The following is a 25,245-nucleotide window of genomic DNA, read 5'->3' as shown; positions in this document are numbered from 1 at the left end:
CCTCCTCCACGACCTCCCGGAACCGGTCGCGCCAAGTTGATGTGCATGATTAGTATGGTTCAGGTCACGTTAGGACGGAAGAGGGTCTCGCGCAACGGTGCGGGCCGATCGAGCACGACGAGGAGCGGACATGACCTACGTCATCACGCGCAGCTGCTGCAACGACGCGTCCTGCGTGCCGGTGTGCCCGGTCAACTGCATCCACCCGACGCCGGACGAGCCCGACTACGGCACGGCCGAGATGCTCTACATCGACCCGGACGGCTGCATCGAGTGCGGTGCCTGCGTCGACGCCTGCCCGGTCAGCGCGATCTACGCCGACTACGAGCTCGAGGGCGACGCGGTGCGCTTCGAGGAGATCAACGCCCGCTACTTCTCCGACCCGGCGCACACCGGCTACGACGAGACGCCCCCGAACCCCGAGCGTCGTGACTTCTCCGGCTTCGAGGGCACGCTGCGCGTCGCGGTCGTGGGCACCGGGCCGGCCGCCTTCTACGCCGTCGAGGAGCTGACAACGCAGCGCGGGCTCACCGTCGAGGTCGACATGTTCGAGCGGCTGCCGACGCCCTACGGGCTCGTCCGCTACGGCATCGCGCCCGACCACCAGGACACCAAGGCCGTCGGCGACGCCTTCGCCACCCTGCTGCGCAAGCAGAACGTCCGCCTGTTCCTCAACACCGAGGTCGGCGCCAGCGTCACCCACGACCAGCTCGCGGAGCGCTACCACGCGGTGGTCTACGCGGTGGGCGCGATGCACGACCGCCGGCTCGGGATCGAGGGGGAGGACCTGCCCGGCAGCCACTCCGCCACCTCGTTCGTCGCCTGGTACAACGGCCACCCCGACTACGCCCACCTCGACTTCGACCTCTCCTCCGAGCGCGTCGTGGTGCTCGGCAACGGCAACGTGGCGCTCGACGTCGCCCGTGTGCTCACCCAGGACCCCGAGGCCCTCGCCCGCACCGACATCGCGGACCACGCCCTCGAGGCGCTGCGCGCGTCCAAGGTGCGCGAGGTCGTGGTGGTCGGTCGCCGCGGGGCCGCCCAGGCGGCCTTCACGAGCCCCGAGCTGCTCGGTCTGCGCGGCGCCGAGGGCGTACGCGTCGTGGTCGCCGCCGACGAGGTCGCCGACGTCGCGACCACCGACGTCGCCGCCGAGACCAAGGTCGAGCTGCTCCAGGAGATCGCGGAGGGTGCCGACGGGGCGGGCACTTCCGGCGGCTCCGGCGAGCGCGACGTGCTGCTGCGCTTCCTCGCCTCCCCGACGGCCCTGCTCGGCGACGACCACGTCGAGGCGGTGCGTCTCGAGCGCAACGACCTCGTCGAGGCCGAGGGGATCGTCCGCGCGGTCGGGTCGGGGGAGACCGAGGACCTCGCGTGCGGGCTCGTGCTGCGCTCGGTGGGCTACCGCGGCGCCCCGGTCGCGGGTCTGCCGTTCGACGAGGAGCGCGCCGTCGTGCCGAACACCGACGGGCGGGTGCTGGACGGCGACGAGGCCGTGCCGGGCGTCTACGTCACGGGCTGGATCAAGCGCGGTCCCTCCGGCGTCGTCGGCACGAACAAGGCGTGCGCGCGCGAGAGCGTCGGCGCCCTCTTCGACGACCTGATGGCCGGCCGACTCGGCGAGCCCAGCGGCGACGACGTCGCCGAGCTGCTCGAGGACAGCGTCGACGTCGGCGGCTGGCGCGCGCTGGACGACCACGAGCGTCGCCAGGGCCGCGAGCAGGGCCGACCCCGCGTCAAGGTCGTCGACGTCGCTGCCATGCTGTCGACCGCCCGGGCCTCGGCCTGACGGTCGCGACGTCCACCGTCCGGCCCGTCGGCCGGCCACGGTGCGGACGGCGTGCGTACCACCCCCACCGGGTCGGCCATGATCGGTCGACCCCGACCCCAGAGGAGCAAGCGTGAGCACCGTGCCGGAGAGCCTGCAGGGCAAGACCATCGCCGTCCTGGGAGGGACGGGTCCGCAGGGTCGGGGGTTGGCGCGTCGGTTCGCGCTGGCGGGCCTGTCAGTCGTGCTGGGCTCGCGCACCGCGGAGAAGGGCGAGGCCGCGGCCTCGGAGCTGGTCGCCGGCCTGGGCGACGCGGCGGGTGCGGTGTCGGGTTCGGACAACGCCGGCGCCGCGGCGGCCGGTGACGTGGTGCTGGTCGTGGTGCCGTGGGACGGGCACAAGGAGCTGCTGGAGTCGCTGCGCGAGCAGCTGGCCGGCAAGGTCGTGGTCGACTGCGTGAACCCGCTGGGCTTCGACAAGCAGGGCCCCTACGCGCTGGAGGTGGAGGAGGGCTCGGCCACCGAGCAGGCCCAGGCCGTGCTGCCCGACTCGACCGTCGTGGGCGCGTTCCACAACGTCTCCGCGGTGCTGCTGGAGGACCCCGAGGTCGCCTCGGTCGACACCGACGTGCTGGTGCTGGGTGACGAGCGCGAGGCCACCGACCTGGTCCAGGACCTGGCGGGCACCATCCCGGGCGTGCGGGGCGTCTACGCCGGCCGGCGCCGCAACGCGCACCAGGTCGAGGCCCTGACCGCGAACCTGATCGCGATCAACCGCCGCTACAAGTCCCACGCGGGCGTGCGCGTCACCGACGTCTGAGCGGGCGTACGCCCCCACCACCCGCACCACCCGCACCACCGAGGTCGCGGTACCTCCGATAGTCGAGAACTATCGGAGGTACCGCGACCTCGTGCGTGTGTGCATCAGTAGGTGGTGCGGCGGGCGACGACGGGGCGGCCGATGCCGGCGCCGATCTCCTCGAGCTCGGCGACGGTCTTGGCGGAGCCGTGCTCGGAGCCGGCCATGCGCGAGATGGTCTCCTCCATGAGGGTGCCGCCGACGTCGTTGGCGCCGGCGCGCAGCATGAGGCGGGTGCCCTCGACGCCGAGCTTGACCCAGCTGGTCTGGATGTTGTGGATCCGACCGTGGAGCAGGATGCGGGCCATCGCGTGCACGGCGAGGTTGTCGCGCAGGCTGGGCCCGGAGCGGGCGACGCCGGCGAGGTAGATCGGCGAGGAGGAGTGCACGAACGGCAGGGGCACGAACTCGGTGAACCCGCGGCTGCCGTTCTCCCGCGCCGTGTCCTGGACGCCCTTGAGGACGTTGAGGTGCCCGACCCAGTGCCGCGGGTTGTCGACGTGGCCGTACATCATCGTGCTCGTGGTCGGCAGCCCGATGCGGTGCGCGGTGGAGATGATCTCGACCCAGGTCGCGGTGGGCAGCTTGCCCTTGGTCAGGATCCAGCGGACCTCGTCGTCGAGGATCTCCGCGGCCGTGCCGGGCAGCGAGTCCAGGCCGGCCTCGCGGGCCTTGATGAGGAAGTCCTCGAACGAGAGCCCGGTGCGGTTCGAGCCGTTGAGGACCTCCATCGGCGAGTAGGCGTGCACGTGCATCTCGGGCACGCGGGCCTTCACGGCGGCGGCGATGTCGAAGTACGCGGTGCCGGGCATCTGGGGGTCGATGCCGCCCTGCATGCAGACCTCGGTCGCGCCCAGGTCCCACGCCTCGGCGGCGCGGTCGGCGACCTGGTCCAGCGAGAGCGAGTACGCGTCGGCGTCGGTGCGCCGCTGCGCGAACGCGCAGAAGCGGCAGCCGACGTAGCAGACGTTGGTGAAGTTGATGTTCCGGTTCACCACGTAGGTCACGTCGTCACCGACGGTCTCGGCGCGCAACTGGTCGGCCAGCGCGCAGACCTCGGCCAACAGGTCGCCCTCGGCGGTGATCAGCGTGTACGCGTGGGCGTCCGACAGGTTGCCGGGGTCGCGCTCCGCCGCCGCCAGGGCCTCGCGGCCCTCGGCGAGGTTGACCGCCGGCGCCCCCGTCCCGTCGCCGCCTCCCGAGGCCGCACGCGCCGCCTCCCGCACGGCGTCCCAGTCGCCGTAGACGGTGTCGAAGTCGCTGCGCCGGTCCTCGGTGCGTCCGGTGGTGTCGACCTCGGCGTGCAGGTCCACGCGCCCGAAGCCCTGCCCGAACCCGTCGCTCTGGGCGAGGCTCGGGTCGGGCTCCTGCCACGGCAGGCCGACCGGGCGTACGCCGTCGCGCGCGAGGCCGTCGGGGGCCGCGAGCGCGGTGACGTGCGCGGCGACGCGGGGGTCGAGCCAGGGCTCCTCGGCCCTCAGCGCGCCGGTGACGTACTCGGGGTGCACGGTCAGGCGCGGACGCAGGGTGAACCCGCAGGACGCGGTGATCGAGCGCAGCCGCTCCAGCGAGGGCCAGGGCCGCTCGGGGTTGACGTGGTCGGGCGTCAGCGGCGAGACCCCGCCCCAGTCGTCGACGCCGGCGTCGAGCAGCGCCCTGCACTCGGCTGCGCCCTCGGAGTGGTCGACGAGGTTCGGCGGGGCCTGCACGCGTGCCTTGGGGCCCAGCAGCACGCGGGTGACGGCGATCGCGGCGCGGTACTCGTCCAGGCCCAGGTCGTCGCTGTGACGCATCGCGGTGTCGGGCTTGGCGCGGAAGTTCTGGACGATCACCTCCTGGACGTGCCCGAAGGTGCGCATCACCTGCCGCAGCGCGAACACGGTCTCGGCGCGCTCGGTGAGCGTCTCGCCGATCCCGACCAGCAGCCCGGTCGTGAACGGCACCGCCAGGCGCCCGGCGTCGGTGAGGGTGCGCAGGCGCACCGCGGGGTCCTTGTCGGGCGAGCCGTGGTGGGCCTCGCCCTTGGTGGTGAACAGCCGCGTCGAGGTGGTCTCCAGCATCATCCCCATCGACGGGGAGACCGGCTTGAGCCGGTTCATCTCCTCCCACGTCATCACACCGGGGTTGAGGTGGGGCAGCAGGCCGGTCTCCTCCAGCACCCGCACCGCCATGGCCCGCACGTAGGAGATCGTCGAGTCGTAGCCGCGCTCGTCGAGCCACTGCTGCGCCTCGGGCCACCGGTCCTCGGGACGGTCACCGAGGGTGAACAGCGCCTCGAGGCAGCCGACCTCGGCACCCTTGCGGGCGATCTCCAGGATCTCGTCGGGCTCCAGGTACGCCGCCCGGCCCGCCCGCTCGCCCTGCTTCGGGGTCTCCACGAACGTGCAGTAGTGGCACCGGTCGCGGCACAGCCGGGTGACCGGGATGAACACCTTCGGGGAGTAGGTGACCACGTCCGGGCGTCCTGCGGCGAGCAGGCCCGCGTCGCGCACCCGCGCCGCCACCGTGCACAGCCGGTCGAGCTCCTCGCCCCGCGCCGCCAGCAGCGCTGCCGCCTCGGCGACGTCCAGACTCGCCCCCCGCTCCGCCCGCACCAGAGCGCGTCGGACCTGCTGGGGAGTCGGTGCGTCGGTCACCTGTGCAGCCTACTGACGGCCCGAGTTCCTGTAAATGATACGCATCAATTAGAAGCGCTTCACAGGCCCAGCATGCGACCGATGATCTCCTTCTGGATCTCGGTCGTGCCGCCGTAGATCGTCTGGATCCGGCTGTCCACGAAGGCCTTCGCGATGGGGTACTCCATCATGTAGCCGTAGCCGCCGTGGAGCTGGACGCCCTGGTCGACGAGCTTGGTCTGCAGCTCCGTGGTCCACCACTTGGCCATCGAGGCGAGCGCGGTGTCGACCTCCCCGCGGTTGAGCTTCATGACCGTGTCGTTGACGAAGACGCGGGCGATGTGGACCTCGGTGGCCATCTCGGCGAGCGTGAAGCGGGTGTTCTGGAACTTGCTGATCGGGCGCCCGAACGCCTCGCGCTCCTTGACGTAGTCCATCGTGATCCGCAGGACGTGCTCGCAGGCGGCGACGGCGATGGCCGCGATCGAGACGCGCTCGCGGGGCAGGTTCACCATCAGCGAGACGAAGCCGGAGCCCTCCTCGCCGAGCAGGTTCTCCTTCGGCACGACGACGTTGTCGAAGAACAGCTCGGCGGTGTCCTGGGCCTTCATGCCGACCTTGTCGAGGTTGCGGCCGCGGGTGAAGCCCTCCATGCCGCGCTCGACGACCAGCAGGCTGATGCCGTTGTGGCCGGCGTCGGGGTTCGTGCGCGCGACCACGATGACGAGGTCGGCCAGGATGCCGTTGGAGATGAAGGTCTTGGAGCCGTTGAGGACGTAGTGGTCGCCCTTGTCGACGGCCGAGGTGCGGATGCCCTGGAGGTCCGAGCCGGCGCCGGGCTCGGTCATCGCGATGGCGGTGACGATGTCGCCGGAGACGCAGCCGGGCAGCCAGCGCTCCTTCTGCTCCTGCGTGCCGAGCTCGGCGATGTAGGGGACGATGATGTCGGTGTGGACCGGGAAGCCGAGCCCGCTGGCGCCCACCCGGCTGATCTCCTCCGCGACCACCATGTTGTAGCGGAAGTCGTCGAGGCCGAGGCCGCCGAACTCCTCCGGCACGTCGAAGCTGAGCAGCCCGGTCGCGCCCGCCTTGCGCCAGATCTCGCGGTCGACCACGCCGTCGGCCTCCCAGGCGTCGTGGTGGGGCACGACCTCCTTCTCGAGGAACGTGCGGATCATCGCGCGGAAGTCCTCGTGCTCGGTGTCGAGGATGTCGGCGGCGCTGGCGAGGGACATGCGGGCTCCTGGGTCGGCGGACCATGCGACAGCGCAACTGTTACAGCGAAACTGTCATGGTGCAAGGGGTGGCGGCGTACGCCCTCGCGGGCGTGGTCGCGTTGCCCCCGGAAACCTGACAGCACTACTGTCGCGGTCGTGACCGAGCAGCCGAGCGACCTCGCCGACCCCGCACCCGCGGCCGGCATGACCATCGACGAGCTCTCGGCGAAAGCCGGCACGACGGTCCGCACGACGCGCTACTACGCCAGTCTCGGCCTCATCCCGGCGCCCGAGCGGCGCGGGCGGGTGGCGTACTACGGCGACGCGCACCTGGCGCGCCTGGAGATGGTGCGGGCGCTGCAGGACCACGGGTTCACGCTGCAGGCCATCGAGCGCTACCTGGGCTCGCTGCCCGAGGGCGCCAGCGTCGAGGAGCTGGCGCTGCAGCGCGCGATGCTGACCTCCTGGACGACCACGCCGCCCGAGCGGCAGAGCCGCCGCCGGCTCGAGAAGCGGGCGGGGCGCGCGCTGTCCGACGAGGACATCGAGACGCTCGCGGCCGTGGGGGCGGTCGCGGTCGACGGGGACGGCTACGTCGTGCTCGCCGGCTTCGACCTCGGCCTGGAGATGCTCGACCTCGACGTGCCGCTGACCAGCATCATCGCGTCGACCGACGCCATCAACCGGCACATGAGCGAGCTCGCCGACGAGCTCACCGAGATCCTGCGCACGCAGGTCGTGCGTCCGTTCCGCGCCGAGCAGCACGGGCCGGAGGAGGCCGCGCGCATGGAGCGCACCGTCGCCGCCCTGCGCCGCGTCACGCTCGAGGGGGTCGTCGTCGGCTTCCAGCGCGCCGCCAACCAGGTCATCGAGCGGTCCCTGCGCCGCCGCTGACCCGCCGCCCCACGCGGGGGACGCGGGGTCAGGGCGTCGCGCGGACGTCGACGGTCGTCGCCGCGCTGCTCGTGCTGCCGGAGGCGTTGGTCGCGACGAGCACGAAGGTGTGGCGACCCACCGGCACGTCGTAGAGGGTGAGGCTGCGACGCCCGGCGGCGAGCTCGACGCGGTGCACGTCGTCGCGCACGAGCGTGTAGCCCGTGATCGGACCGCCGGAGTCGTCCGCGGCCGCCCAGCTGACCGTCACGGTCGTGCCGCTCGCACGCACCGTCGGAGCGGCGGGGGTACGCGGGGGCGCGGCCGTGACCACCACGGTGCGCGCCGCGCTCGGCGTCGACGACCCGGCCACGTTGCGGGCGGTCACGGTCACCGTGTGCCGGCCCTGCGTCAGCCCCGGCACCGTCGCCCGCGTGGTGCCGCCGGGCACCTCGATCGTCGTGCCGCCCACGGTGACGACGTAGCCGCTCACGCTCGCCCCGTTGGGGTACGCGGGCGACCAGCTCACCTGCAGCGTGCTGGCCGTGACGCTCGTGCTCACGCCGCCGACCTGACCGGGGACGCCGCGGGGCACGACCTGGCCGGCGGCGGTGGCCGGCACGCTCGTGCCGACGGCGTTGCGGGCGCGGACCTGGACGGTGTAACCGGTGCCGTTGGCCAGGCCGTCGAGGACGGCCCGCGTGGTGCCGGCCGCGGCGTCCAGGGAGACGGGCGTACCGCCCCCGGCGGGGGTCGCCGCCACCGTGTAGCCGGTCAGCGGGCGGCCGCCGGTCTGCGTCGGCGCCGTCCACGACACCTCGGCGCTGCGGTCGCCCACGACGACCTGCGGCGTGCCGGGCGCGGCGGGGGCCGCCAGGGTGCACGGGTGGTCGTAGTCGTTGACCTCGACGGTCCCGGCCGGCGCGGAGGCCACCGGGGAGCAGCCGCCCGCGCCGTCGAAGCGGAAGGCGCCCGTGGTCGGCAGGAAGCGCACGAGGGTGCCGGCGGCGGCGTTCGGGATCCAGTCGGTGTAGGTGGCGTACGCCTGCCCCGTGACGCCGCTGGCGCCCGCGCAGCCGGGGAACCGGGCGCAGGAGGAGAGCCCGAACAGGGCGCGGCCGGCGGCGCGGGCGGTGCCGGCCGACGGGCCGTCGAGGACGCGCACGAAGGTGCCGTCGTAGGGGGTCTTGCGCACGTGCCCGCCCCACGGTTGCGCCGTCGTGCCGCGCTGGGCGAGCGCCTCGGCGTCGACGTGCACGCTGCGGCTCGGCCCGCCGTAGGGGTTCCAGCTCTCGACGAAGAACGCCGCTCCGCCGACGAAGGTGTAGACGCCGCCGGAGTGCGCGTACACGAACGTCCCGTCGGCCGGGGTGCCGAGCAGGTTGCGGTGCCCGCGCCCGGACCACCCGGCGCCGTCGACGACGGTGTCGGCCACGGTGGTCACGGGCACATCGCTGCGCTCGAGCAGCGACAGCGAGCGCACGTGCAGCGGAGCGCCGCCGGCGACGCGGTAGAGCCGGCCGTCCGAGACCGTGCGGAGCACCGTGCCGTCGGCGGGGTAGACGGTCAGCCGGTCCCAGTCGCCGCCCTCGCCGACGCGGTCGATGGTGGCGTCGTCGACGGTGACGGTGGGCTGGCGGCCGCCGAACGCGGTCCACGAGTCGACCCACTGCGGCGACCCGCCGGCGACGCGGAAGACCGCGTTGGAGGGCTTGGCGATGAGGAACGTGCCGTCGGCGGGGCGGGCCAGCAGGCGGTCCCACGGCGCGCTGGTGCTGATCCGGTCGAGCGCGGCGTCGTCGACCTCGACGACCGGTCCGTCGGGAGCGGAGGTGAGCAGCAGCGGCGATCCGCCGGCCACGCGGAAGAGGCGCTGCGAGGGCAGGCCGCGCAGCAGCGTGCCGTCGGCGGGGTAGCGGGCGAGCTCGGCGAACTGGGAGGCGGAGTACGTGATCGTCGGCTTCTGGCCGCCGAACGGCGCCCAGGAGGACACGTAGACCGGGGCGCCGCCGGCGAGGCGGTACGTGCGCCCGCCGGAGACCACGAACTGGCCGTCGACCGGGGCGGGGAGGACCGCGTCCTGCAGCTCGGCGGCGCTGCACTGCGCGTTGCGGCTGGTCGCCGAGGCCGTCGACATGACGGCGATCGGGGTCGTCGCGCCGACGGTCACGTTGGTGCCGAAGCTCGCCCAGCAGGAGCGCTGGAGGTCGGTGTGGGTGTGGATGCCGTTGGTGGTGCAGACCCGCCACGAGGAGGAGTAGGGCCACCCGTCGGAGGTGCCGTCGGCGCAGCCGGCGTAGGGCGCCGTGCCGACCGCGAGGCTGCCGATCTGCGTGCCGGGGGAGAAGGGCCCCGACGAGGTGGATACGCGCAGGTCGCGCAGGTGGCCGAAGCGGATCTGGCCCACGAAGGTGCCCGCGACGCTGACGTCGAGCGTCACCATCGTGCCGGCGCCGTTGTTGTTGCTGTCGATCCGTGCGACCCGCAGCGAGACCTCGCCGTCGGGCGAGGACATCTGCGGCCGCACCGCCGCGCCGGGGGCCTTGTGCAGGTCCCAGGAGAAGCCGCCGAGCAGGCGGGGGGTGTGGTCGCGGGGCAGCACGATGCCGGTGCGGCCGCCGTTGTCGAACGGCATGTAGACCGCGACGCGGACCGGGGAGGCCGCGGTCGCGGTGGCGGTGGTAGCGGCGGTGGTGCTGGCGTCGGCGGAGGTTCTCGCGGTGGCCGCGGTGGCCGCGGTGGTGCCCGGGGTGTCGGTGGAGCTCGCGGTGCCGGTCGTCGAACCGGTCGCCGCGTCCAGCGTCACGACGTCGGCGGTCGCGTCGGTCGGGGGCGTCGCGTCCGGCGGCAGCACCGCGTGCAGGCCGGGGGCGAGCAGGAGCGCGCCGACGGCGAGGGCCGCCCCGAGGCGCAGGCGCGACACGCGGGCGAGATGTTTGACCGGCACAGCCGAGCAATGTAGTGGGACGAGTGTGGTCTGTGTGGCGGAAGGGGTGTATTGGTCGCGATCCGGGCACCCCGGAGGCTCTGCGGCCGCGAGCGTCAGGCGAACGCCTCGGCGAACTCCGCGCTCGGCGCGATCGGCTGGATGACGTCGAGGAGCACGCCGTCGGGCGCGGCGACGATGAAGTGCCGCTGGCCGAAGTCCTCGTCGCGCAGCGCGAGCACGGGCTCGTGGCCCAGGTCGTCGACGAGGTGGGCGTGCAGGGCGTCGACGTCGTCGATCTCGAGGTTGACGAGGACGCCGCGGGGGAGGTGACGGTACGCCGCGGGGACCGTCGGGTGGTCGTGGGCCACGATCGCCAGCTCGAAGTCGTCGAGGCGCAGGCTGACGTACCAGTCCGAGTCGTAGGTGGTGGTGAAGCCGAGCGCGTCGCGGTAGAAGGCGGCGGCGGCGGCGGCGACGTCGTCGGACATCAGGACGGGGTAGAAGCCGGTGGTGGGCATGACGCGCTCCTTTACGTACGATCCGAATGTAAGAGCAACATACATACGTTGTGCACGTAAAGGAAGAGCCATGCCCCGAGCCACCGCGGCGGCTGCCGCGCAGACCGCCGCCGACGTACTGGCCGCGGCCGCCGACCTGTTCGCCGAGCGGGGCTTCGCCGGCGTCTCGCTGGACGACGTCGCCGAGCGTGCGTCGGTGACCCGGGGCGCGGTCTACCACCACTACCGGAACAAGGCGGGGCTGCTCGCGGCCGTCGTGGCGGAGCACCAGGAAGGGGTCGCGGCAGCGGTCGTCGTCGCGGCGGAGGCGGCCGGGGCGGACCCGGGCGACCAGCTGCGAGCCGGCTGCCACGCCTTCGTCGACGCGGTCACGGCGCCCGGCGTCGCGCGCGTGCTGCTGCGCGACGCACCCGCGGCGCTGGGCTGGGAGCAGTGGCGCGAGATCGACGCCGCCCACGCCGTCGTGCACCTGCGCGAGGCGCTGCAGGCCGTGGGGGTCGAGGCCGACCTGCTGGACGCGACCACCGCGCAGCTGTCCGGCGCGATGAACGAGGCGGCGCTGTGGGTCGCCCAGGGGGCCCCGGGCCAGCGACGCCGGGAGTCGGCGCACGACGCGCTCGACCGGCTCCTCGGCAGCGTCGTGCGGTGATCCGACGTCGGCGCGGTTGTCCACAGATTCGGTGAAATCGTGACCTGACGGTTGCGATCGGCGAATCGGTTGGCGTCCAATGAAGTCCGCTATCGCACAGGACCTCTACTCGGGACGAGGACACCGTCATGACGATCGCCGATGCCGACGCGCGTGCGCACGAGGCAGCGCGCCAGCGTCCGCCGACCGGCGTACGCCCGCTGCGTCCTGCCCCCGCGGACGTCGTCGACGCCCTCGACGCGCGGGTGCGCGAGCTCGTGCGGGCCCACGGGGTCGACCCGCAGCGCGACGGCCCCGCCGTGCGGCGCCTGGCCGAGGACGCGGCGCGCGAGCACGACGACCGTGCCCTGGCCGGCACGGTGGCGCGACTCGCCGACCCCGCCGGCGTGGTGGCCGAGCTCGTGGCGCGGGTGGCGGGGTTCGGGCCGCTGCAGGCGTACCTCGACGACCCGACGGTCGAGGAGATCTGGATCAACGACCCGAGCCGCGTCTTCGTCGCGCGCGACGGTCGCCACGAGCTGACCCCGCTGATGCTCAGCCACGAGCAGGTCGCCGAGCTGGTCGAGCGGATGCTGAAGACCAGCGGCCGCCGCCTCGACATCTCCCGGCCCTTCGTCGACGCGACCCTGCCCGACGGCCACCGGCTGCACGTCGTGCTGGAGGGCATCAGCCGCGGGTTCACCGCGGTCAACATCCGCAAGTTCCTCCTCAAGGCCGCGACGCTGGGCGACCTGGTGGAGCTGCGCAGCCTCACCCCGCAGGCGGCCGCCTTCCTCACCGCCGCCGTGCGTGCGGGCCTCAACGTGCTCGTCGCCGGCGGCACGCAGGCGGGCAAGACGACCATGCTCAACTGCCTCGCGGCCGCGATCCCGGGCGGTGATCGCGTCGTGTCGGCCGAGGAGGTCTTCGAGCTGCGGTTCCCGCACCCCGAGTGCACCAGAGGGCGAACATGTCGGGTCCGAAAGGCGGCGACCGATCATCCCCGCCGTGCCTTCGCCGACTCTTGCCATCTCACGCCAAAAATGCCCCGGCCAGAGGAGGTGCGAGCAACCCCGGTGCAATGTCGTCGGCATCGGAGCAGTTGGAAGGGGCTGCGACCTGTCCCTGCTGTTCCGATCTACTTGCGCCGGCATCGAAGACTGAATGCGGGCCTAGCTGTGCGTCGGCTGGCGAGAGTGGGCGTGGCGGTCGGTTTGCTGGGTCCGGCGCCCCGGATCACTTTGCTTGCGACAGTAGGCGGGAAACAAACACTGCCCCTGGCGAGAAGTGCGGCGTGACGGGAGAGGGGTCCGGTGTCCCTGGGATCACTCATGTCCGTTCCGACGCCGGGCCTCGGCCAGGTCGACTGCGGTCTTCGTTCGAACCGCTCGTCCTAACCCGGTTTCCACGACTACGAAAGCGCGGTTGCGGTGCTCCTCGACGCCTGTCGACGCGTGAGCCAAGCGTGTTGCTCGTTCCATGGGCGCCATCCACATCGCCGATGCGCCAGGATCGATGGTGTGGGGGAGCGTCGGGCCAACGGCCTCGCCGTGCACGTGATACCTGACGGTGCCGCCTTCGAGCGCGAGGCTGTACCCCGTGATGACGAGTGGGATGCGTCCAACGTTCGCGACTTGAACGGCAACGACCTCCTCGCCGCTGATGCCCTGCCGTGTGAGCGCGTAGAGATCGGCGGGTGCGCCGGACTTCGGAACGTAGGACAGGTAGCTACCGACCGGGGAGGCGAGGCCGTGCTTGAGCCGCACGCGCGGACGGCCGGCGGTCAAGAGCCACATCGAGACCTGCCAGCCAAGACTGGCGGTCGCGATAACCAGGCTGCACAGGGCAAGCACGAACGCTGCGATCGACACGAGCCGTAGTCTGCCGATCGTGTCCGACAACGAGATCGCGGCGCGAGAGTTGCTCGGCCACATTCTGATCGAACTTCGGCAACGAACCGCGGCTGACAACTCCCGCTACGACGTCATCAGGGCGGCTGGGTTACTCCGACTGCTGCTCGTCGACCGACGAGCCCCGACCCTGCTTCAGGACGCTCTCGGGGCGGAGGTGGACGGCCTTCGGTTCGAGGTCCGAACCCCGGTCAGCGTCACGGTAGTCGGCACCGGAGATGGAAATGGGGCCACCATTCTGTCCCGTGGCTTGGTTCCGTACGACACGGAGACGAACACGGCCTCGCTGACGCTAATGGAGTTCTGCGCGCTCGAGGCTGCCCAAATCGCCGTCCGCGGCGCGCAGGCGTCCGAATCGCGGTCGGTTGATGACGTAGTGCGGTACGCGGCGAACGTCCTGGGCGGCGTCCACTACCGCCAACCCAAGAGCGCACGAGAGAAGGTGACGGCTGAGCTGCTTGCCTCGCACGACTGGGATGACCTGCCCTGGACCTTGCGAGACATCGCCGGCGTTGTGCTGAACGCGCTCTGCTCCTACGAGCCCGAGTCGCCCGGGGTAGTACTGAAGTCCTCTGCCGACTTCAACGCCGCCGTGCCTCCGCAGACTTGAAGGCCATCCGCGCGTAGTGCGCCTTCCGAAGGTGTTCGGCGCGGATGGGGTCACCGTCGGCCTCATCGAGGAACTTCTGCTCGAGGGCCGCTCGTGCCGGCGCTGTACGAGCGGAGCGGTCGGTGGTGCGGGCCCAGGACTCGTGGGCTCCGATCTGGCCGATCAGGCGTCTACGACTGGAGTGCATCCCGCCATGAAAGCGCCGAGCTCAACAGCACGACGCATCGAGGCCACCTGGTGCTACGACTTCCATAGGGCCCACCTAGGGTGGTTCTTCAAGCGACTTCCGTCGTTCTCGCCTTGTGCGCACAGGAGACCTGCTTCCATGAGCGTTATGCACACGGGGGAGTTCGCCTGGTGACCGCTACCAAGGGTTCGCACACCAATCCTGAGGGATCGCTGCCGGTCAACGCGATGCGAGAAGAGATCAGCAAGGCGTACATCAAGGTGCTCGCCAGCGTGACCGGCTTGACCGTTGGCGAGTGGGGCCAGGATTACGACTGCATGGACGTGACGTTGTCGTCCGGCGTGGACTACTCGCCCGACCGCTATGGGCCGAAGATCGACGTGCAGTTGAAGTGCACTGGGCGGAAGAACGCGACCAAGCAGAACACGATCGCGTGGTCGCTCGACACGCGCTCGGTGGCCAAGATGAGCAAGCTAAACCGGGGAACGCCGGCGCTACTGTGCGTCATGGTAACAGCGGTGGACTATTGGGACTGGGTCCACCTCGACCAGACGGGCCTGCTTTCGAAGAGTCACATGTACTACCTGTGGGGTCACGATCTGCCGGCCTTGAAGTCGTCCCAGGGCCATCAGACCGTGCATCTTCCCAAAGCCAACTTGCTCTCGCCGGCGAAGGTTCTTGAGCTGATGGAGGAGGCGAGCAAGTGGCAGCCGCAGACCGTCTGAGTCAGCAGTTCGGTGAGTACACGGACATCCTCACCGACGCCGCCATCGCGCAGTTCTTGGGGACTGAGAATTGGACGTGCCAGCAGGATCTTGGGTTTGAGCAGGTGTGGTCGCATCCCGACGTGACATCGGGGTTCCCCTCTCTCATCCACCTCCCGCGAAACTCAGCCCTAGACGACTACAGCCGACGGTTGGCGCAGGCTGTCAGCTCGATCTCGTCGGTCTACGACTGGACGCTTGCGGCGGTGGCGGAGCATGTGGCGTCTGTCCGGGCTGATCTGTTCTTTCTTCGTCTCGACCAGACGTCACGTGACGGCACCATTCCGCTCCGGCAGGCTAGCGTGTTGCTTGACGGGATCGACACGATGATTCGATCGTCCGCCCTGGTGGCGCACAACCCGAGCAGCAGTGCTGTGGGTGGCCGGATCCCGAACTACGTACAGGAGTTCCTCAACGAGGACGTTCGCATGGGGCACACCAAGCGGGGTAGTTTCATCATCACTGTGGCGGCCCGCCTCAACGTCCCAGAGCACTCGGCGTCAGACTCCAGTGACCCGCGGTCCGCAGAACAGCAGCAAGGAAAGAACGCCGATGCGGCGGCTCCAGGAACCGAGAATTACACGCGGCGCGTCATGACGACGCTGGCACGCAGTCTCGAGGTCACGAGGGATCTGGCACGAGACGAGAAGCAGGCGGGGGCGTTCGAGGATGCTCTTGCTGGCGGTATGCGCCTGCCTTTGGTCCGTGCCCTTCGATCGGTTGGATCCACCGAGGGTGTCGCGGGTCTCGGCCTCAACTTCGAGTGGTCAGCCCTCGAGCCCGTGGACAACACCGTTGCGAGCGAGCTTCACATTGATCGGGAGTCGATCATCGCGCTTGAGTCGATTGAGGATCGTCTGGTCAAGAGGGTCGAGCCGCGCGAGGAAGAAATCGTCGGACCGGTGATCGGACTGAAACTGTCCGAATCGGACAAGTCGCTCGATGTCGAGGGTGACGTGGTCATACGCGCAGACATCGACCACCGTTCAGCCAAGGTCTCGGTCTCGTTGCGTGGAAACGACTACGACTGGGCCATCTGGGCGCATCAGAAGCGGCTTCCGTTCTCGGTGCGTGGGATCCTAGAGAAGACGGGCAGCGGCTGGAAGTTGGGTGGCCACGTCGTTGCCGACCTGACCTTTCTGCAGTTCCGAGCCGCATCAGAAGGCGGCGGGCCGACGCAAGCGGACTGAGCGGAGCGCCTGACCGTCTCTCACCGTGGCACCGGGAAGTTCTTGTTCGTCAGCCCGCCCGTGGGTAGCTGCAGTTTGGTCCTGGTCTCGCCGGCTCGGTAGACGTTCCAGGCGAGGATGAGCAGGGCGACGGCGTCGGTCTCGCTGATGCGTAGCCCGCCGACTCGCATGAGCACGTCGCGGTCCCCAAAGGCTGCGATGGGGTGCCTTTCACCGACGACTCGGGCGGGAACCACGCAGCGTCGTCGGCATCGTCGGCGCCGTGTGGCCGGCGGGCGCTGACGACCAATTAGAGACGAGCGCGATGGGCCCGTCGACACCGCCTGCGCAACGGTTGTGCGGCGTCGATGGGTAGGCCTGCCGACTGTCAGAACTCCGATCTACGCTGCTCGCGTGCGGACAGATGCAGCGGTGTACGGGGGACCGAGAGAAGTCTCCGACTGGGAGATCGCCGAGGGCCTTGGCGCAGCTTGGCTGGTGTATCTCGGCTACTCAGACGCGCGCGTAACCGCCGGCGGTGCTGACGGGGGCCTCGACGTTCTCGGCGAGGACGTGGCGGCACAGGTCAAGTTCAAAGCACATCAGGTAGGCGCGCCAGCGGTCCAGCAGCTGTACGGAGCCGGCGCTCGCGGTGGGTCACGGGACCTCCATTTCTTCACAGGTACTTCCTACTCGCAGCAGGCGATCGACTACGCCGACGCCACGGGTGTGGCGCTGTGGTTGTTCGATTGGCCGGGAGGCGTCCGACCAGCGAATGAGGTCGCGAGCCTTGCACTGTCGGACCGGGCACGTCGTGCTCATACGTCTACAGATGGGTCGCCAACTCGCGAGGTGGCAGCGGACGTCAACATCTCGGAGCGGACGACACAGGACGCCAGGTCGCTGTTCGAACTCGACGAAATTGCGGAGCGCGCGGCTGCGGGAACGCAGACCTCGGCCGATCTCGCTCAGGCGCATGCAGTTTTCGCCGCGATAGCAGGCCGCGAGGCAAACAACCGGCTCGCACGAGCAGTGACCGAGGACGGGGCCGCAGCCCCCTCGCCGGGCCTCGCTGCTGGCCACGAGAGTGAGCGTCTGGGGCGCCATCCGTTCCCGCACCCTCATGGGCTGCCTCAGGTGCCCTATGTGCCGCCTGTGCGTGTGGACCGCCGTTCACGTTGGACGGTCCCGCCGGGCGTAGAGCTCGTTGTGGCTCTTCCCCTGTGGGTAGCCGTCTATTTGGCGATCGCCGCCATGTGGGCCGCCTTCGCCGCTGACACCGGCGCAGAGGTAGCTCGCGTGACGTTGGGCCTAGTTGTCGCCGTAGTGGTGTCCGGCGGCCTCGCGTGGGCCACTGGTCAGGCCGCGGCCAAGTACGGCCGCCCCACCAGATGGTCGGCCATCGGCGTAGCCGTCGGGGCGATGTCCTCGTTCGGCCGGGGTGTGGATCCCGTCGCTGGGTCGCCGAGTGAAGAGACGCAGGAGATGGTCGGGATGCTGTGTGCCCTTGTGCTCGCAGTTGCCGTCGTCGCAACCACCTTCGTGGCGTCTCGCCGTCAACACGACCCCGATGAATGAGCAGGAGTCGGGAAACGCTGAGCGTGCTCCTACTGCCTACCGCCTACTGCTTACGCCCGCGAGTGATGTGCGTTTGAGACGACGCAAGGCCAGGCACGGTCAGCATGGGCGTCGCGGTTCAGGCGCTTCTCTCATCTTTCAAATCCCCACTCATCGAACCCAGGGAACCGACAACCGCAGGACGTGTGTGTCGGGGCGACTTCTCCCAATCCCTCTGTAGAGGAGGTCTCACTGTCTTAGTGTCGCGCACGAAGCGCCAGAACACAGTGAGGTAGTAGCGTGAACGGTTGGTTGAGGGTCGCCGCGGTGACCGCGTGCATGACCTTGAGCACGGCTTGTGGTGGAGAGGACCCCGCTGGGTCTGACGTGGTGGGCATGAATCTCGTCGACGCACGAGCGCAGCTCGAGTCGGAGTCGATCGAGCTGACCATTGGCGATTCCGATGCGGCCTTCGGGGTGCTCGTCGAGTCCAACTTTGTGGTCTGCGATGCTCACGCTGTCAACGACAAGATGGTTCGAGTCGACGTCGCCAAGCGCGGCTGCTGACCCATATCTTCCGCACCGGGGGACAACAGACGCGAGTCCAAGCGGCTCGGAAATCCCGACGTTCCACCTCGGGCAGGACTCGCGCGCATCGTCCAGACGAAACGACCGCCGAGCGAAGGTCTACTTGGAGACCCTTCCGTTCTCGTTCCACCGTGGCGGACGTGGTGGCGCGGGCGAATCGAACGCGCAGACCACACCGATTAAGAGGACCCAAAGTGGCGGCCGTTACCGCCGCATGGAGAGTTGGCGAGCCTCGTCGAGCGAAATTGTCTCCGCGTCAGCCGGGGTAGGGCCGACGACCAGCGCCATGAAGTCGCGCTCCGCTGGTTCGGCCGACCGCGCGGACGAGAGGCTGAAGAGCCTGATCCTCGTCTCACAGATGCGAAGAGCGACCGAGACGGCTTCTGTGTCCCCTGTGATCGCGCGGTCCCATACGGCGTTCAGGAGGGCATCGAGCCGGCCCCCCTCCAGACGGCGGTGAAGATCGGCCTCCTGGGCTTCGTGCTCGTCAAGCGCCCGGAAAACTGCCCGATGCGCCGACCCGCGGTGCGAGAACCCAACCTGGCGCGCGATCTCATCGAACGACGCACCTAGACGCGCTAGCTCGAGAGCTCGCGCTCGTTTCAGTCGAGCCTGAAGAACAGGTTGCATGACTACCTCCTGCCTTAAGGAGAACCCCCACCGCAAGTCATCAGACGGTATGAAGTTCGTACGCCTCACGAGAAGCCGACCCACGCACCTTGTGCGGCGTGGAACGCCCACGTCCACGGGCGGGGTCGAGCTGGCGCCGCGTGGGCGGTCGACGTCGGGGCCGATTCCGAGAAGCGGCAGTTGCCCGCGACCTTTTAGTCCCTTGTCCCCGACCGGGCGCGCGAGGCCGCCTGCGACTGTCGCCCATCGGCGGGACCCGTGGGCAGGACCTGTATGGTACGCGCTGTGTTCACCGACTCTTTGTCCCTGGCCTGCCGCCTAGCGTGAGCCACGGCGCCTCACACGGGGGCGCTTGATATCACTCGCGCTGGGGAGCGCAACAGATGATCATCACCCCCAGCCCACAGTCGGCCTCCAACCATGCCGCCCGGCGAGTTTTTGGGTCGTGGGAGCCAGTCGACCTCGGAATGGTCTTGGATGGCGACTTCACGCCGGTCCAGCCGACCCTCGGCGTCAGGGACGACGGAGTTTTCCTGCTGTACGCCGGAAAGGTCCACACCGTCGCGAGTGAACCGGCTGCCGGAAAGACGTGGCTGGCCCTGTTGTGGGTTGCCGAACAGCTCGGTCTTGGCCACGGTGTCGTCTACATCGACTTCGAAGACGATGCCTCTGCGATCACGGGGCGGCTCATGGCTCTGGGCGTTGATCGGGACGTCATCCTCGACAGGTTCATCTACATCCGGCCCACGGAGGCCCTAAGGGCCGCGGAGCGCGAAGAGTTCATCAACCGGGTAGTCGAGGCGAGGATCTCGCTGGTCATCATCGACGGCGTCACCGAGGCGATGACGATCGCTGGCAAGAGTCTCGTCGACAATGCTGACGTTGCACAGTTTTTCAACTCGCTCCCCAAGCCCATCGCCGATGCGGGGCCCGCCGTGGTTCTGCTCGATCACGAGGTGAAGAGCGCCCAGGATCGAGGACGTTTCAGCCTCGGCGCCCAGCACAAGCTTGCCGCAGTTGACGGGGCCGCTTACAAGATGACCAGCGTCGAACCGTTCGCCATCGGTCGTCCCGGACGCTCCCACCTGCGACTGGTCAAGGACCGCCCCGGCTCTCTAGGGCGCTACACCCTCGGCGGCGAGAAGGAGCTGATTGCAGAACTGACGGTCCATGGACACTCTCCTACTCGAGTAGAGATCTCTTTGACGGCTAGCCCCGGTGAGAGCGAGAGGCTCGGCAAGGAGGCTCGGTTGCAGGAGGCAATCCTTCGAGCGGTAGCGGAAGCCACGGAACCGCTGTCGACCAAGACCGCCGTGAAGGACCTCGTTCCTGGAAACGGGCAGGCCAAGGGGTGGGCCGTGAACGCCCTGATCGAGAGAGGTCATCTGAGGAAGGTCAACAACTCCTTCGTCGCCGTAGCCGAGCCGGAGGTGCAGGCCGCCGAGTAGCCCTCCCTCCGTCTGCTGGGCCTCCTGTGTCCGTCAGGGACCCACGCAGGTGAGCAAGGGCTTCAACGCGAAGTGCCGGTCCGCGGACGTCGCCCGCAGGAGGCGACGTCCGCAGGCATGCTCCTGTGAGCGTTCCCGTTCCGCCCTACGGGCGGTAGAACGGAAGAACGAAAAAAAGCCATCGGGCCCTATATATAAGAATAGATGCTCGAAGGACGCCGATGGCGTCCGACTCGAGCAATCAGCACGCAGGCTCGTGCCATCCCCGAGTGAACTCAGACTTCTTGATCGTGGCTTACAGGCGCAGGGCCCACGCTCCCAAGAGGTCGCGCATCCAAATCACGTAACCTCAGTCGAGAGTTCAGATGCGCTCGTTGGTCACTAAGAGCAGTTGAAGGCAACCCTGGGGAGGCAACGCGATAGCGGATAAGCGATTCATTTGCCGCAGAAGTTGAGGCCGATGTGGTTGCACAATTAGAACTGCATCGTGGATGTGGATCAGGTCTGAATCGCACGTCTCTGGAAGGGGTCAATTGGGCATTGATCTGGTCGCTCGAACATCTGCTTCTCCTCAGGGGTGATCCTTGCTTGAGAGCACGCTGCGGCGAGTAACCATGGTGAAGTCGTGCAACCGAGCAAGACCGCCATGGGTAGCCATCAGGTCGTCGAAGAGTCGCTTGGGGTAGCTCCGATGATTCGCGACATAGGAGAGCAGGATGAGTTCGAACGCTGCGCCCGAAATGAATCCGACCTCCTCTCGGTAACCCATCAGTGCGGACACCCCGGTTCGAGCCACAAACTTTTTTGCCTCGGCTTCAGCGAAGAGGGTGAGACACGAACCGAGATAGACATAGCAGTGTTGCGTGTTGCTGGGCATCAGGTCGGCAAGGTCGGCAAGCGAGGTCGTGTGCTTTCGTGACCATGACAGTGTGCCTAAATCGCCGTGGGTGGCGAGAAAGAGGACTTGGTAGTCGTCGTACCGCGCCTGACCCCATTGATCGAGGTAGTACGCCAATTCTGTTGTCGTGGCGACGTCGCGGTGGACGTACCGGGTCTCCCGCATTCGTTCGAGGAATTCCAGTACGGGCTCGACGCTGTGCCTGCGTCTGAGATCGGTGTCCCACTCGCCCTCCAGACAAAAGATTCCGTTAGCGGCCATGGGATTCCCTCTTGTGGTCGGTTCGCTTGGCTGGCTGTGGGGTGCTGCGTTCGAAGTGAAGTGGGTGCGGTGGCTGGTTTACTCCGGGCCGTCGTACTTCTGGGCCCAGTCGGCCATCTGGGCCACCAGACTCTCGCGGAGGCCAGCGGAGGGACTGGCTGATTGCAAGTAGTGCTCAGCTCTGCGCACCACGTCCGAGAGATCGTGGGTCCACAGGTTGATCATCATCGCGAAGGCCACGTCGAACCCGGTCCACTCGCTGGTCCGGGCCTGGCCGTGTCGGTGCAGGTGCTCGAGCAGGGCGTGCTCCTCCAGGGGGTGGCTATGTAGCCGTCCGACGCCAAGACCAACAACGTCGAGGGCCCGCAGAATGCCGAACTGGTGGGTGGGGGTCGCGGACGGGCCGGGGGAGTCCGCAGCGGGTTCAAGGAGGGCGAACCAGTCGCCGGCATTCTGAACGCCGCTCAGGACGATGAGGGAGCCTGGCAGATGAGCTGCCGCAGCTAAGCCGGCGACGACTCCGAGATCACTGACATCGGCAGCGACGTGGAGCGTGAGATCGCCGCCCGGGGCACTGCTGATCGCCACGTCTTCGGAGGAAGGCAGCAGGTTGACGCTGGTGATTCGTGCGCTTTCGCTGAGGTCGAGCAATTCGGCCATGCTTGGAAGGGCACGGGTCACGGGAGCAGTCCTCGAAGATCGTGTGCCGCGCCGATCAGGCTCGCGCGTTCGGCCTCGAAGTGAACGTGGTCGTGGTCGCGGACGTCGGCACCCAAGGCGACGACAACGGTGACAACTAGGTCGACGGTCGTGGGTGACGAGCCGGTGATGTCGATCGTGATGCCGGCAGCATTGTCGGAGACGCCGCTGACGGACTGTTCGGGGTGGTGCGCAGCAGCGGCTTCGATGCAGAAAACCTCTAACTCGCGAATGAAGTCAGGTGTGGTTGGGCGGGCGAGGAACCGTACGAGCCGTTCCGGGGAGAGCATCTCCACATCGAGGCTCAGCGGTCTGGTGGGATGCGGTGCCGCAGGCTGAGCCCGCATCAGCGCGAAGGAGGCGCCCCCGGGGCCGGTCAGCCGGACGTCGCCGCGACGCGAGACTTGAGCGGTGCCACGAGGCCCGGCGGCTTCATCGGCCCGCCATGCCAGACCGCATGCGCCGCATACACGGTCCACGCGCAACGGGTCAGTGACACATCCAGTGAAGGTCACCCAGTCCGGGGCGGTGTTCGAGTCGGTCGACAGCCCGGGCACGACATGGGTGACCGTGTGAGATGCGCAGCGAACGCAGACGTCTCGATGCGCTCGGTGATCGGGTTCTAGCAAATTTGGTCACGCTCCTGACTCATCCATCGCTGCGGTCCGCCATGGGCTTGCGGGGTCCCTAGGACGCGCGGCGATGGTGCGCGGGCGCCAGTTCGTACGTCGGCTGCTCGGATCCTACGAGTGACCACCGACAACGCACCGCCCCCGTTTCCGACCGAGCGGATGGCGCCACTGAGCCGGTTGCGCAGCGATAGTGAGGCAACTGAGCCCGGCGTCGGTGCGGATGTTGAAGCAGAGCTGCACGATCAAAGAACGCATCCGGTACTCGACTTAACGGCACCGTATGGTCCGAGAGGGTCGAACTCGACTGGCATTTGTTCGAGCCGTTCCTAGATCGAGCGACCGAGCTCGGCGGATGACCGATTGCGTCGGGAGCTGGGATGTTTGACGCACCGGGGCTGGCCGAAGGGCCCGAGCCAAGCGGCTGAGGTCCCCATCTGGCTCAAAAAATCCACCAGTCCTCGTCGTCCGCCCACGGCCTGGGGCTGCGCTGCCGGCCGCGCCGGCGTACCCCGTTGACCGCTGACTCCCGAAGGTTCCTAAAGCCTCGGACCCTGGGAAGCCCAGTGACCGAGAGCCTCGAGCAACAATCTCGCCTGATCCTCGGCGTCGGCGACTGAATCCGCTCTCACTGGCACGTCGGCGTCGCTATCCGACCTTGCCCAGGCAGCGAGTGCCTCGGCGTACAGGTCTCCGCCAGCGCGTCAATCCAGCGCGCTAGGTGTGCGTCGCGACGTCCCAGAGCCGGCAGGATCGATGCTCCTTCGAAGCAAGGTGTTAATTGATCGGCCGGGCTGCCCGCGAACCGCTGGCGGACTGGGCTTACTAGAACCACAGTGCGTCCTGCTGGCAGGTGTCGTGGTCGGAAGGCCGTCCATTGGAGCAGTCCGAGCGCGCGAACGGCTCATCAGCCTTCTAGTTGACCGAACCGCAGTGCTAGTTTCGTTGCATGGCGCACGAGAAGACGGTTGACGACCCGCTGGCCCACGCTGCAAACCTCGCGCGCGCCGCAACGCGCCTTCAGCACGAGGCGGTCGCCGTCCGCATCGCTCGCAACGACGCCATCCGCACCGCGTCAACGGCGGGCGTACCGAAGGAAGCGGTGGCGAGGGCATGCGGCATCTCTGGCGCGCTCGTTCGTCGAATCGTGAAGGGAACCGAACAGTGACACGACCTGATGTCGTAGTCCGCCGGAACTGGAACGGGACGGACGGCGCTCGCTACCGCTGGGAGGACCTCAGCCGGTGGCACTGGCGGCAGACGAGCGGGGGCAACGTGTCGGGTTTTGCCCGCCGAGCACCGCGGCCGTTCCTGCACGCGTACGTCTCGTGTGACGTCGAGCCGATCGCGGGCGAGGTCGCCCACTCCTGTCTCCATGGGCCGGCGCCGCACCGCATCCTCGTGTGTTTGGTACAGAAGGACAACCTGAAGACGACGGTCGATCTGGTGAAAGCCGTAGCGGCGCCCCAGCGGGGATCGTTGTGAGTTGATTTCCCCGGGCCCGGCTGGAGGGCCTGACGTCGCGTCAAGCTACGACGCACGTGGCGGTGCGAGAGGCCGGTGGATCGTCGCGCCACCGCGGCGTCAGAATGCATGTTGAACGCTTCGGAGGCTTACGGATGAGGCGTACGGGGATCCTCAGGTGACTTGCGACGTCGTCCGAGTAGACCAAAGGAATTCAGCAGCATGCTGCCCGGTAGTGAAGCCCTCACCTATTAAGGCGAACACGAGATCGTTGCTCCACAACACAAGTCGGCCGATGGTCCACGTCGTCCGTTCGGGATCGGGAAGTTCCATGCCCCACAATGCTCTCGCAATCTCGCGCTTACCCGCCTCGCCGGTGTACTTGGTGATAGTCAAGAAGCGTTCGGGATAGACGATACACAGGACTTTCGTCAGGAGCGATTCTCGGAAACCTTTGAAGCCGATGGAGATATCGCCCGCGATGAGGTTCGTCAGTCGGTCTTCAAGTGGGATGTGCTCGGGGCCCCGTAAGAGGTACTCAATAGACTCTCGCACGTCGACGGCTGATTGTTGCGCGCCCAATCGGTGCCACTCCTTATTGAAGACCGACATGTTGCCTGGATTTGCGCCAACGTTGGAGTTGGCAAAGTCTTTGAGGTCTTGGGGTGCAGCGTCTGGGAGGCCCTCCGCGCTGAAAATTGCTCGATAGCGATCCCAATAGGCGGTGACCTCAGGAGCCGGGACGGGGTTGCGTCGGAGAAAGTCCTCCTTGAGCACCTGAGCGTGCGCGAGTCTTTTTGGGTCGACATCCTCGGGCCGTGGGAACCGACGGCGTATGTCCGCCAGGGTGGGCAGAGACGGTTTCGGACGCGTCGGCTCGCCTCGCAGCCACTCGACACCGCAGGTCTCGCAACGCAACCGTCGCTGCGTGCCCGTCAACTTCTCGGCGAGGACTACCTCCTCGTCCGTGTTGCACTGCGGGCAGTCAAGGTCAATGACCATGAATCAGTTCCTTTCAAAACTC

At 68.4% G+C, this 25,245-nt stretch carries 21 protein-coding genes; 12 read left to right on the top strand and 9 right to left on the bottom strand.

Going from position 1 to position 25,245, the window contains the following annotated elements:
* Positions 1–130 precede the first annotated feature (130 nt).
* On the top strand, positions 131–1,789 hold the full coding sequence (locus RDV89_RS01010) for an FAD-dependent oxidoreductase (protein WP_315730586.1): 1,659 nt from the start codon (positions 131–133) through the stop codon (positions 1,787–1,789).
* A 112-nt stretch (positions 1,790–1,901) separates the two neighbouring features.
* Positions 1,902–2,588 carry an NADPH-dependent F420 reductase gene (gene npdG, locus RDV89_RS01005; RefSeq protein WP_315730585.1) on the top strand — a complete coding sequence of 229 codons (687 nt, stop codon included), beginning with the start codon at positions 1,902–1,904 and terminating at the stop codon, positions 2,586–2,588.
* 104 nt (positions 2,589–2,692) lie between these two features.
* Here the strand turns inward: npdG and RDV89_RS01000 are convergent, their stop codons facing one another.
* Both RDV89_RS01000 and RDV89_RS00995 read right to left on the bottom strand, forming a co-directional pair.
* On the bottom strand, positions 2,693–5,263 hold the full coding sequence (locus RDV89_RS01000; protein ID WP_315730584.1) for a bifunctional FO biosynthesis protein CofGH: 2,571 nt from the start codon (positions 5,261–5,263) through the stop codon (positions 2,693–2,695).
* A 59-nt stretch (positions 5,264–5,322) separates the two neighbouring features.
* Positions 5,323–6,477: an acyl-CoA dehydrogenase family protein gene (locus tag RDV89_RS00995; RefSeq protein ID WP_315730583.1), complete on the bottom strand. Its 1,155-nt coding sequence runs from the start codon at positions 6,475–6,477 to the stop codon at positions 5,323–5,325.
* Between the two features lie 138 nt (positions 6,478–6,615).
* On the opposite strand from RDV89_RS00995, the gene RDV89_RS00990 reads away from it, so the two are divergent.
* Positions 6,616–7,353 (top strand): MerR family transcriptional regulator, encoded by a 738-nt coding sequence (locus tag RDV89_RS00990; protein WP_315730582.1) that lies wholly within the window; start codon positions 6,616–6,618, stop codon positions 7,351–7,353.
* A gap of 28 nt (positions 7,354–7,381) precedes the next feature.
* Here RDV89_RS00990 and RDV89_RS00985 read toward each other — a convergent pair whose 3' ends face one another.
* Together RDV89_RS00985 and RDV89_RS00980 are read right to left on the bottom strand one after the other, a co-directional pair.
* Positions 7,382–10,279 carry a fibronectin type III domain-containing protein gene (locus RDV89_RS00985; protein WP_315730581.1) on the bottom strand — a complete coding sequence of 966 codons (2,898 nt, stop codon included), beginning with the start codon at positions 10,277–10,279 and terminating at the stop codon, positions 7,382–7,384.
* 95 nt (positions 10,280–10,374) lie between these two features.
* Positions 10,375–10,779, bottom strand: coding sequence for a VOC family protein (locus tag RDV89_RS00980; protein WP_315730580.1), 405 nt, complete (start codon positions 10,777–10,779; stop codon positions 10,375–10,377).
* 70 nt (positions 10,780–10,849) lie between these two features.
* On the opposite strand from RDV89_RS00980, the gene RDV89_RS00975 reads away from it, so the two are divergent.
* Both RDV89_RS00975 and RDV89_RS00970 read left to right on the top strand, forming a co-directional pair.
* Positions 10,850–11,428, top strand: coding sequence for a TetR/AcrR family transcriptional regulator (locus RDV89_RS00975; RefSeq protein ID WP_315730579.1), 579 nt, complete (start codon positions 10,850–10,852; stop codon positions 11,426–11,428).
* Positions 11,429–11,556: 128 nt separating this feature from the next.
* The gene (locus RDV89_RS00970; RefSeq protein WP_315730578.1) at positions 11,557–12,705 is read left to right on the top strand and encodes an ATPase, T2SS/T4P/T4SS family; all 1,149 of its coding nucleotides are present in this window, start codon (positions 11,557–11,559) and stop codon (positions 12,703–12,705) included.
* Positions 12,706–12,732: 27 nt separating this feature from the next.
* On the opposite strand, the gene RDV89_RS00965 is transcribed toward RDV89_RS00970, so the two are convergent.
* Positions 12,733–13,278, bottom strand: coding sequence for a hypothetical protein (locus RDV89_RS00965; protein ID WP_315730577.1), 546 nt, complete (start codon positions 13,276–13,278; stop codon positions 12,733–12,735).
* Between the two features lie 19 nt (positions 13,279–13,297).
* Between RDV89_RS00965 and RDV89_RS00960 the strand changes: the two genes are divergently transcribed.
* The 6 genes from RDV89_RS00960 to RDV89_RS00935 all read left to right on the top strand — a co-directional run bounded on the left by RDV89_RS00960 (position 13,298) and on the right by RDV89_RS00935 (position 20,270).
* On the top strand, positions 13,298–13,927 hold the full coding sequence (locus RDV89_RS00960) for a hypothetical protein (RefSeq protein WP_315730576.1): 630 nt from the start codon (positions 13,298–13,300) through the stop codon (positions 13,925–13,927).
* Positions 13,928–14,284: 357 nt separating this feature from the next.
* Positions 14,285–14,839 (top strand): DUF4365 domain-containing protein, encoded by a 555-nt coding sequence (locus RDV89_RS00955; RefSeq protein WP_315730575.1) that lies wholly within the window; start codon positions 14,285–14,287, stop codon positions 14,837–14,839.
* Entirely contained in the window at positions 14,818–16,068 is a 1,251-nt protein-coding gene (locus RDV89_RS00950; RefSeq protein ID WP_315730574.1) for a hypothetical protein, read from the top strand. Before RDV89_RS00955 ends, RDV89_RS00950 begins: the two co-directional genes overlap by 22 nt.
* 393 nt (positions 16,069–16,461) lie before the next feature.
* The gene (locus tag RDV89_RS00945; protein ID WP_315730573.1) at positions 16,462–17,625 is read left to right on the top strand and encodes a restriction endonuclease; all 1,164 of its coding nucleotides are present in this window, start codon (positions 16,462–16,464) and stop codon (positions 17,623–17,625) included.
* 375 nt (positions 17,626–18,000) lie between these two features.
* A complete protein-coding gene (locus tag RDV89_RS00940) occupies positions 18,001–18,171 on the top strand; it encodes a hypothetical protein (RefSeq protein ID WP_315730572.1) in 171 nt (56 codons plus the stop codon).
* A 1,034-nt stretch (positions 18,172–19,205) separates the two neighbouring features.
* Complete coding sequence (locus tag RDV89_RS00935) at positions 19,206–20,270, top strand: AAA family ATPase (protein WP_315730571.1); 1,065 nt, start codon at positions 19,206–19,208, stop codon at positions 20,268–20,270.
* A 571-nt stretch (positions 20,271–20,841) separates the two neighbouring features.
* Here RDV89_RS00935 and RDV89_RS00930 read toward each other — a convergent pair.
* The 3 genes from RDV89_RS00930 to RDV89_RS00920 form a co-directional block, all read right to left on the bottom strand.
* Entirely contained in the window at positions 20,842–21,429 is a 588-nt protein-coding gene (locus tag RDV89_RS00930; RefSeq protein WP_315730570.1) for a DUF6642 family protein, read from the bottom strand.
* Positions 21,430–21,507: 78 nt separating this feature from the next.
* The gene (locus RDV89_RS00925; RefSeq protein ID WP_315730569.1) at positions 21,508–22,089 is read right to left on the bottom strand and encodes a hypothetical protein; all 582 of its coding nucleotides are present in this window, start codon (positions 22,087–22,089) and stop codon (positions 21,508–21,510) included.
* A 17-nt stretch (positions 22,090–22,106) separates the two neighbouring features.
* Positions 22,107–22,685, bottom strand: a complete 579-nt coding sequence (locus RDV89_RS00920; RefSeq protein ID WP_315730568.1) for a hypothetical protein — start codon at positions 22,683–22,685, stop codon at positions 22,107–22,109.
* A gap of 1,021 nt (positions 22,686–23,706) precedes the next feature.
* On the opposite strand from RDV89_RS00920, the gene RDV89_RS00915 reads away from it, so the two are divergent.
* Complete coding sequence (locus RDV89_RS00915) at positions 23,707–23,925, top strand: hypothetical protein (protein ID WP_315730567.1); 219 nt, start codon at positions 23,707–23,709, stop codon at positions 23,923–23,925.
* A gap of 470 nt (positions 23,926–24,395) precedes the next feature.
* On the opposite strand, the gene RDV89_RS00910 is transcribed toward RDV89_RS00915, so the two are convergent.
* Entirely contained in the window at positions 24,396–25,223 is an 828-nt protein-coding gene (locus RDV89_RS00910) for a hypothetical protein (RefSeq protein ID WP_315730566.1), read from the bottom strand.
* Positions 25,224–25,245 lie beyond the last annotated feature (22 nt).

Source organism: Nocardioides imazamoxiresistens, from assembly GCF_032378595.1.
Lineage (GTDB): Bacteria > Actinomycetota > Actinomycetes > Propionibacteriales > Nocardioidaceae > Nocardioides > Nocardioides imazamoxiresistens.
Note: the sequence above shows the minus strand (reverse complement) of the source record. Positions and strands in the feature narration are given on the sequence as shown.

Excerpts from the sequence above, each read along its gene's own strand:
- RDV89_RS00910 (WP_315730566.1), bottom strand. The coding sequence starts at position 25,223 with ATGGTCATTGACCTTGACTGCCCGCAGTGCAACACGGACGAGGAGGTA.
- RDV89_RS00970 (WP_315730578.1), top strand. The coding sequence starts at position 11,557 with ATGACGATCGCCGATGCCGACGCGCGTGCGCACGAGGCAGCGCGCCAG.
- RDV89_RS00925 (WP_315730569.1), bottom strand. The coding sequence starts at position 22,089 with ATGGCCGAATTGCTCGACCTCAGCGAAAGCGCACGAATCACCAGCGTC.
- RDV89_RS00935 (WP_315730571.1), top strand. The coding sequence starts at position 19,206 with ATGATCATCACCCCCAGCCCACAGTCGGCCTCCAACCATGCCGCCCGG.
- RDV89_RS00975 (WP_315730579.1), top strand. The coding sequence starts at position 10,850 with ATGCCCCGAGCCACCGCGGCGGCTGCCGCGCAGACCGCCGCCGACGTA.
- RDV89_RS00930 (WP_315730570.1), bottom strand. The coding sequence starts at position 21,429 with ATGGCCGCTAACGGAATCTTTTGTCTGGAGGGCGAGTGGGACACCGAT.
- RDV89_RS00915 (WP_315730567.1), top strand. The coding sequence starts at position 23,707 with ATGGCGCACGAGAAGACGGTTGACGACCCGCTGGCCCACGCTGCAAAC.
- RDV89_RS00995 (WP_315730583.1), bottom strand. The coding sequence starts at position 6,477 with ATGTCCCTCGCCAGCGCCGCCGACATCCTCGACACCGAGCACGAGGAC.
- RDV89_RS00940 (WP_315730572.1), top strand. The coding sequence starts at position 18,001 with ATGAATCTCGTCGACGCACGAGCGCAGCTCGAGTCGGAGTCGATCGAG.
- RDV89_RS01010 (WP_315730586.1), top strand. The coding sequence starts at position 131 with ATGACCTACGTCATCACGCGCAGCTGCTGCAACGACGCGTCCTGCGTG.
- RDV89_RS00980 (WP_315730580.1), bottom strand. The coding sequence starts at position 10,779 with ATGCCCACCACCGGCTTCTACCCCGTCCTGATGTCCGACGACGTCGCC.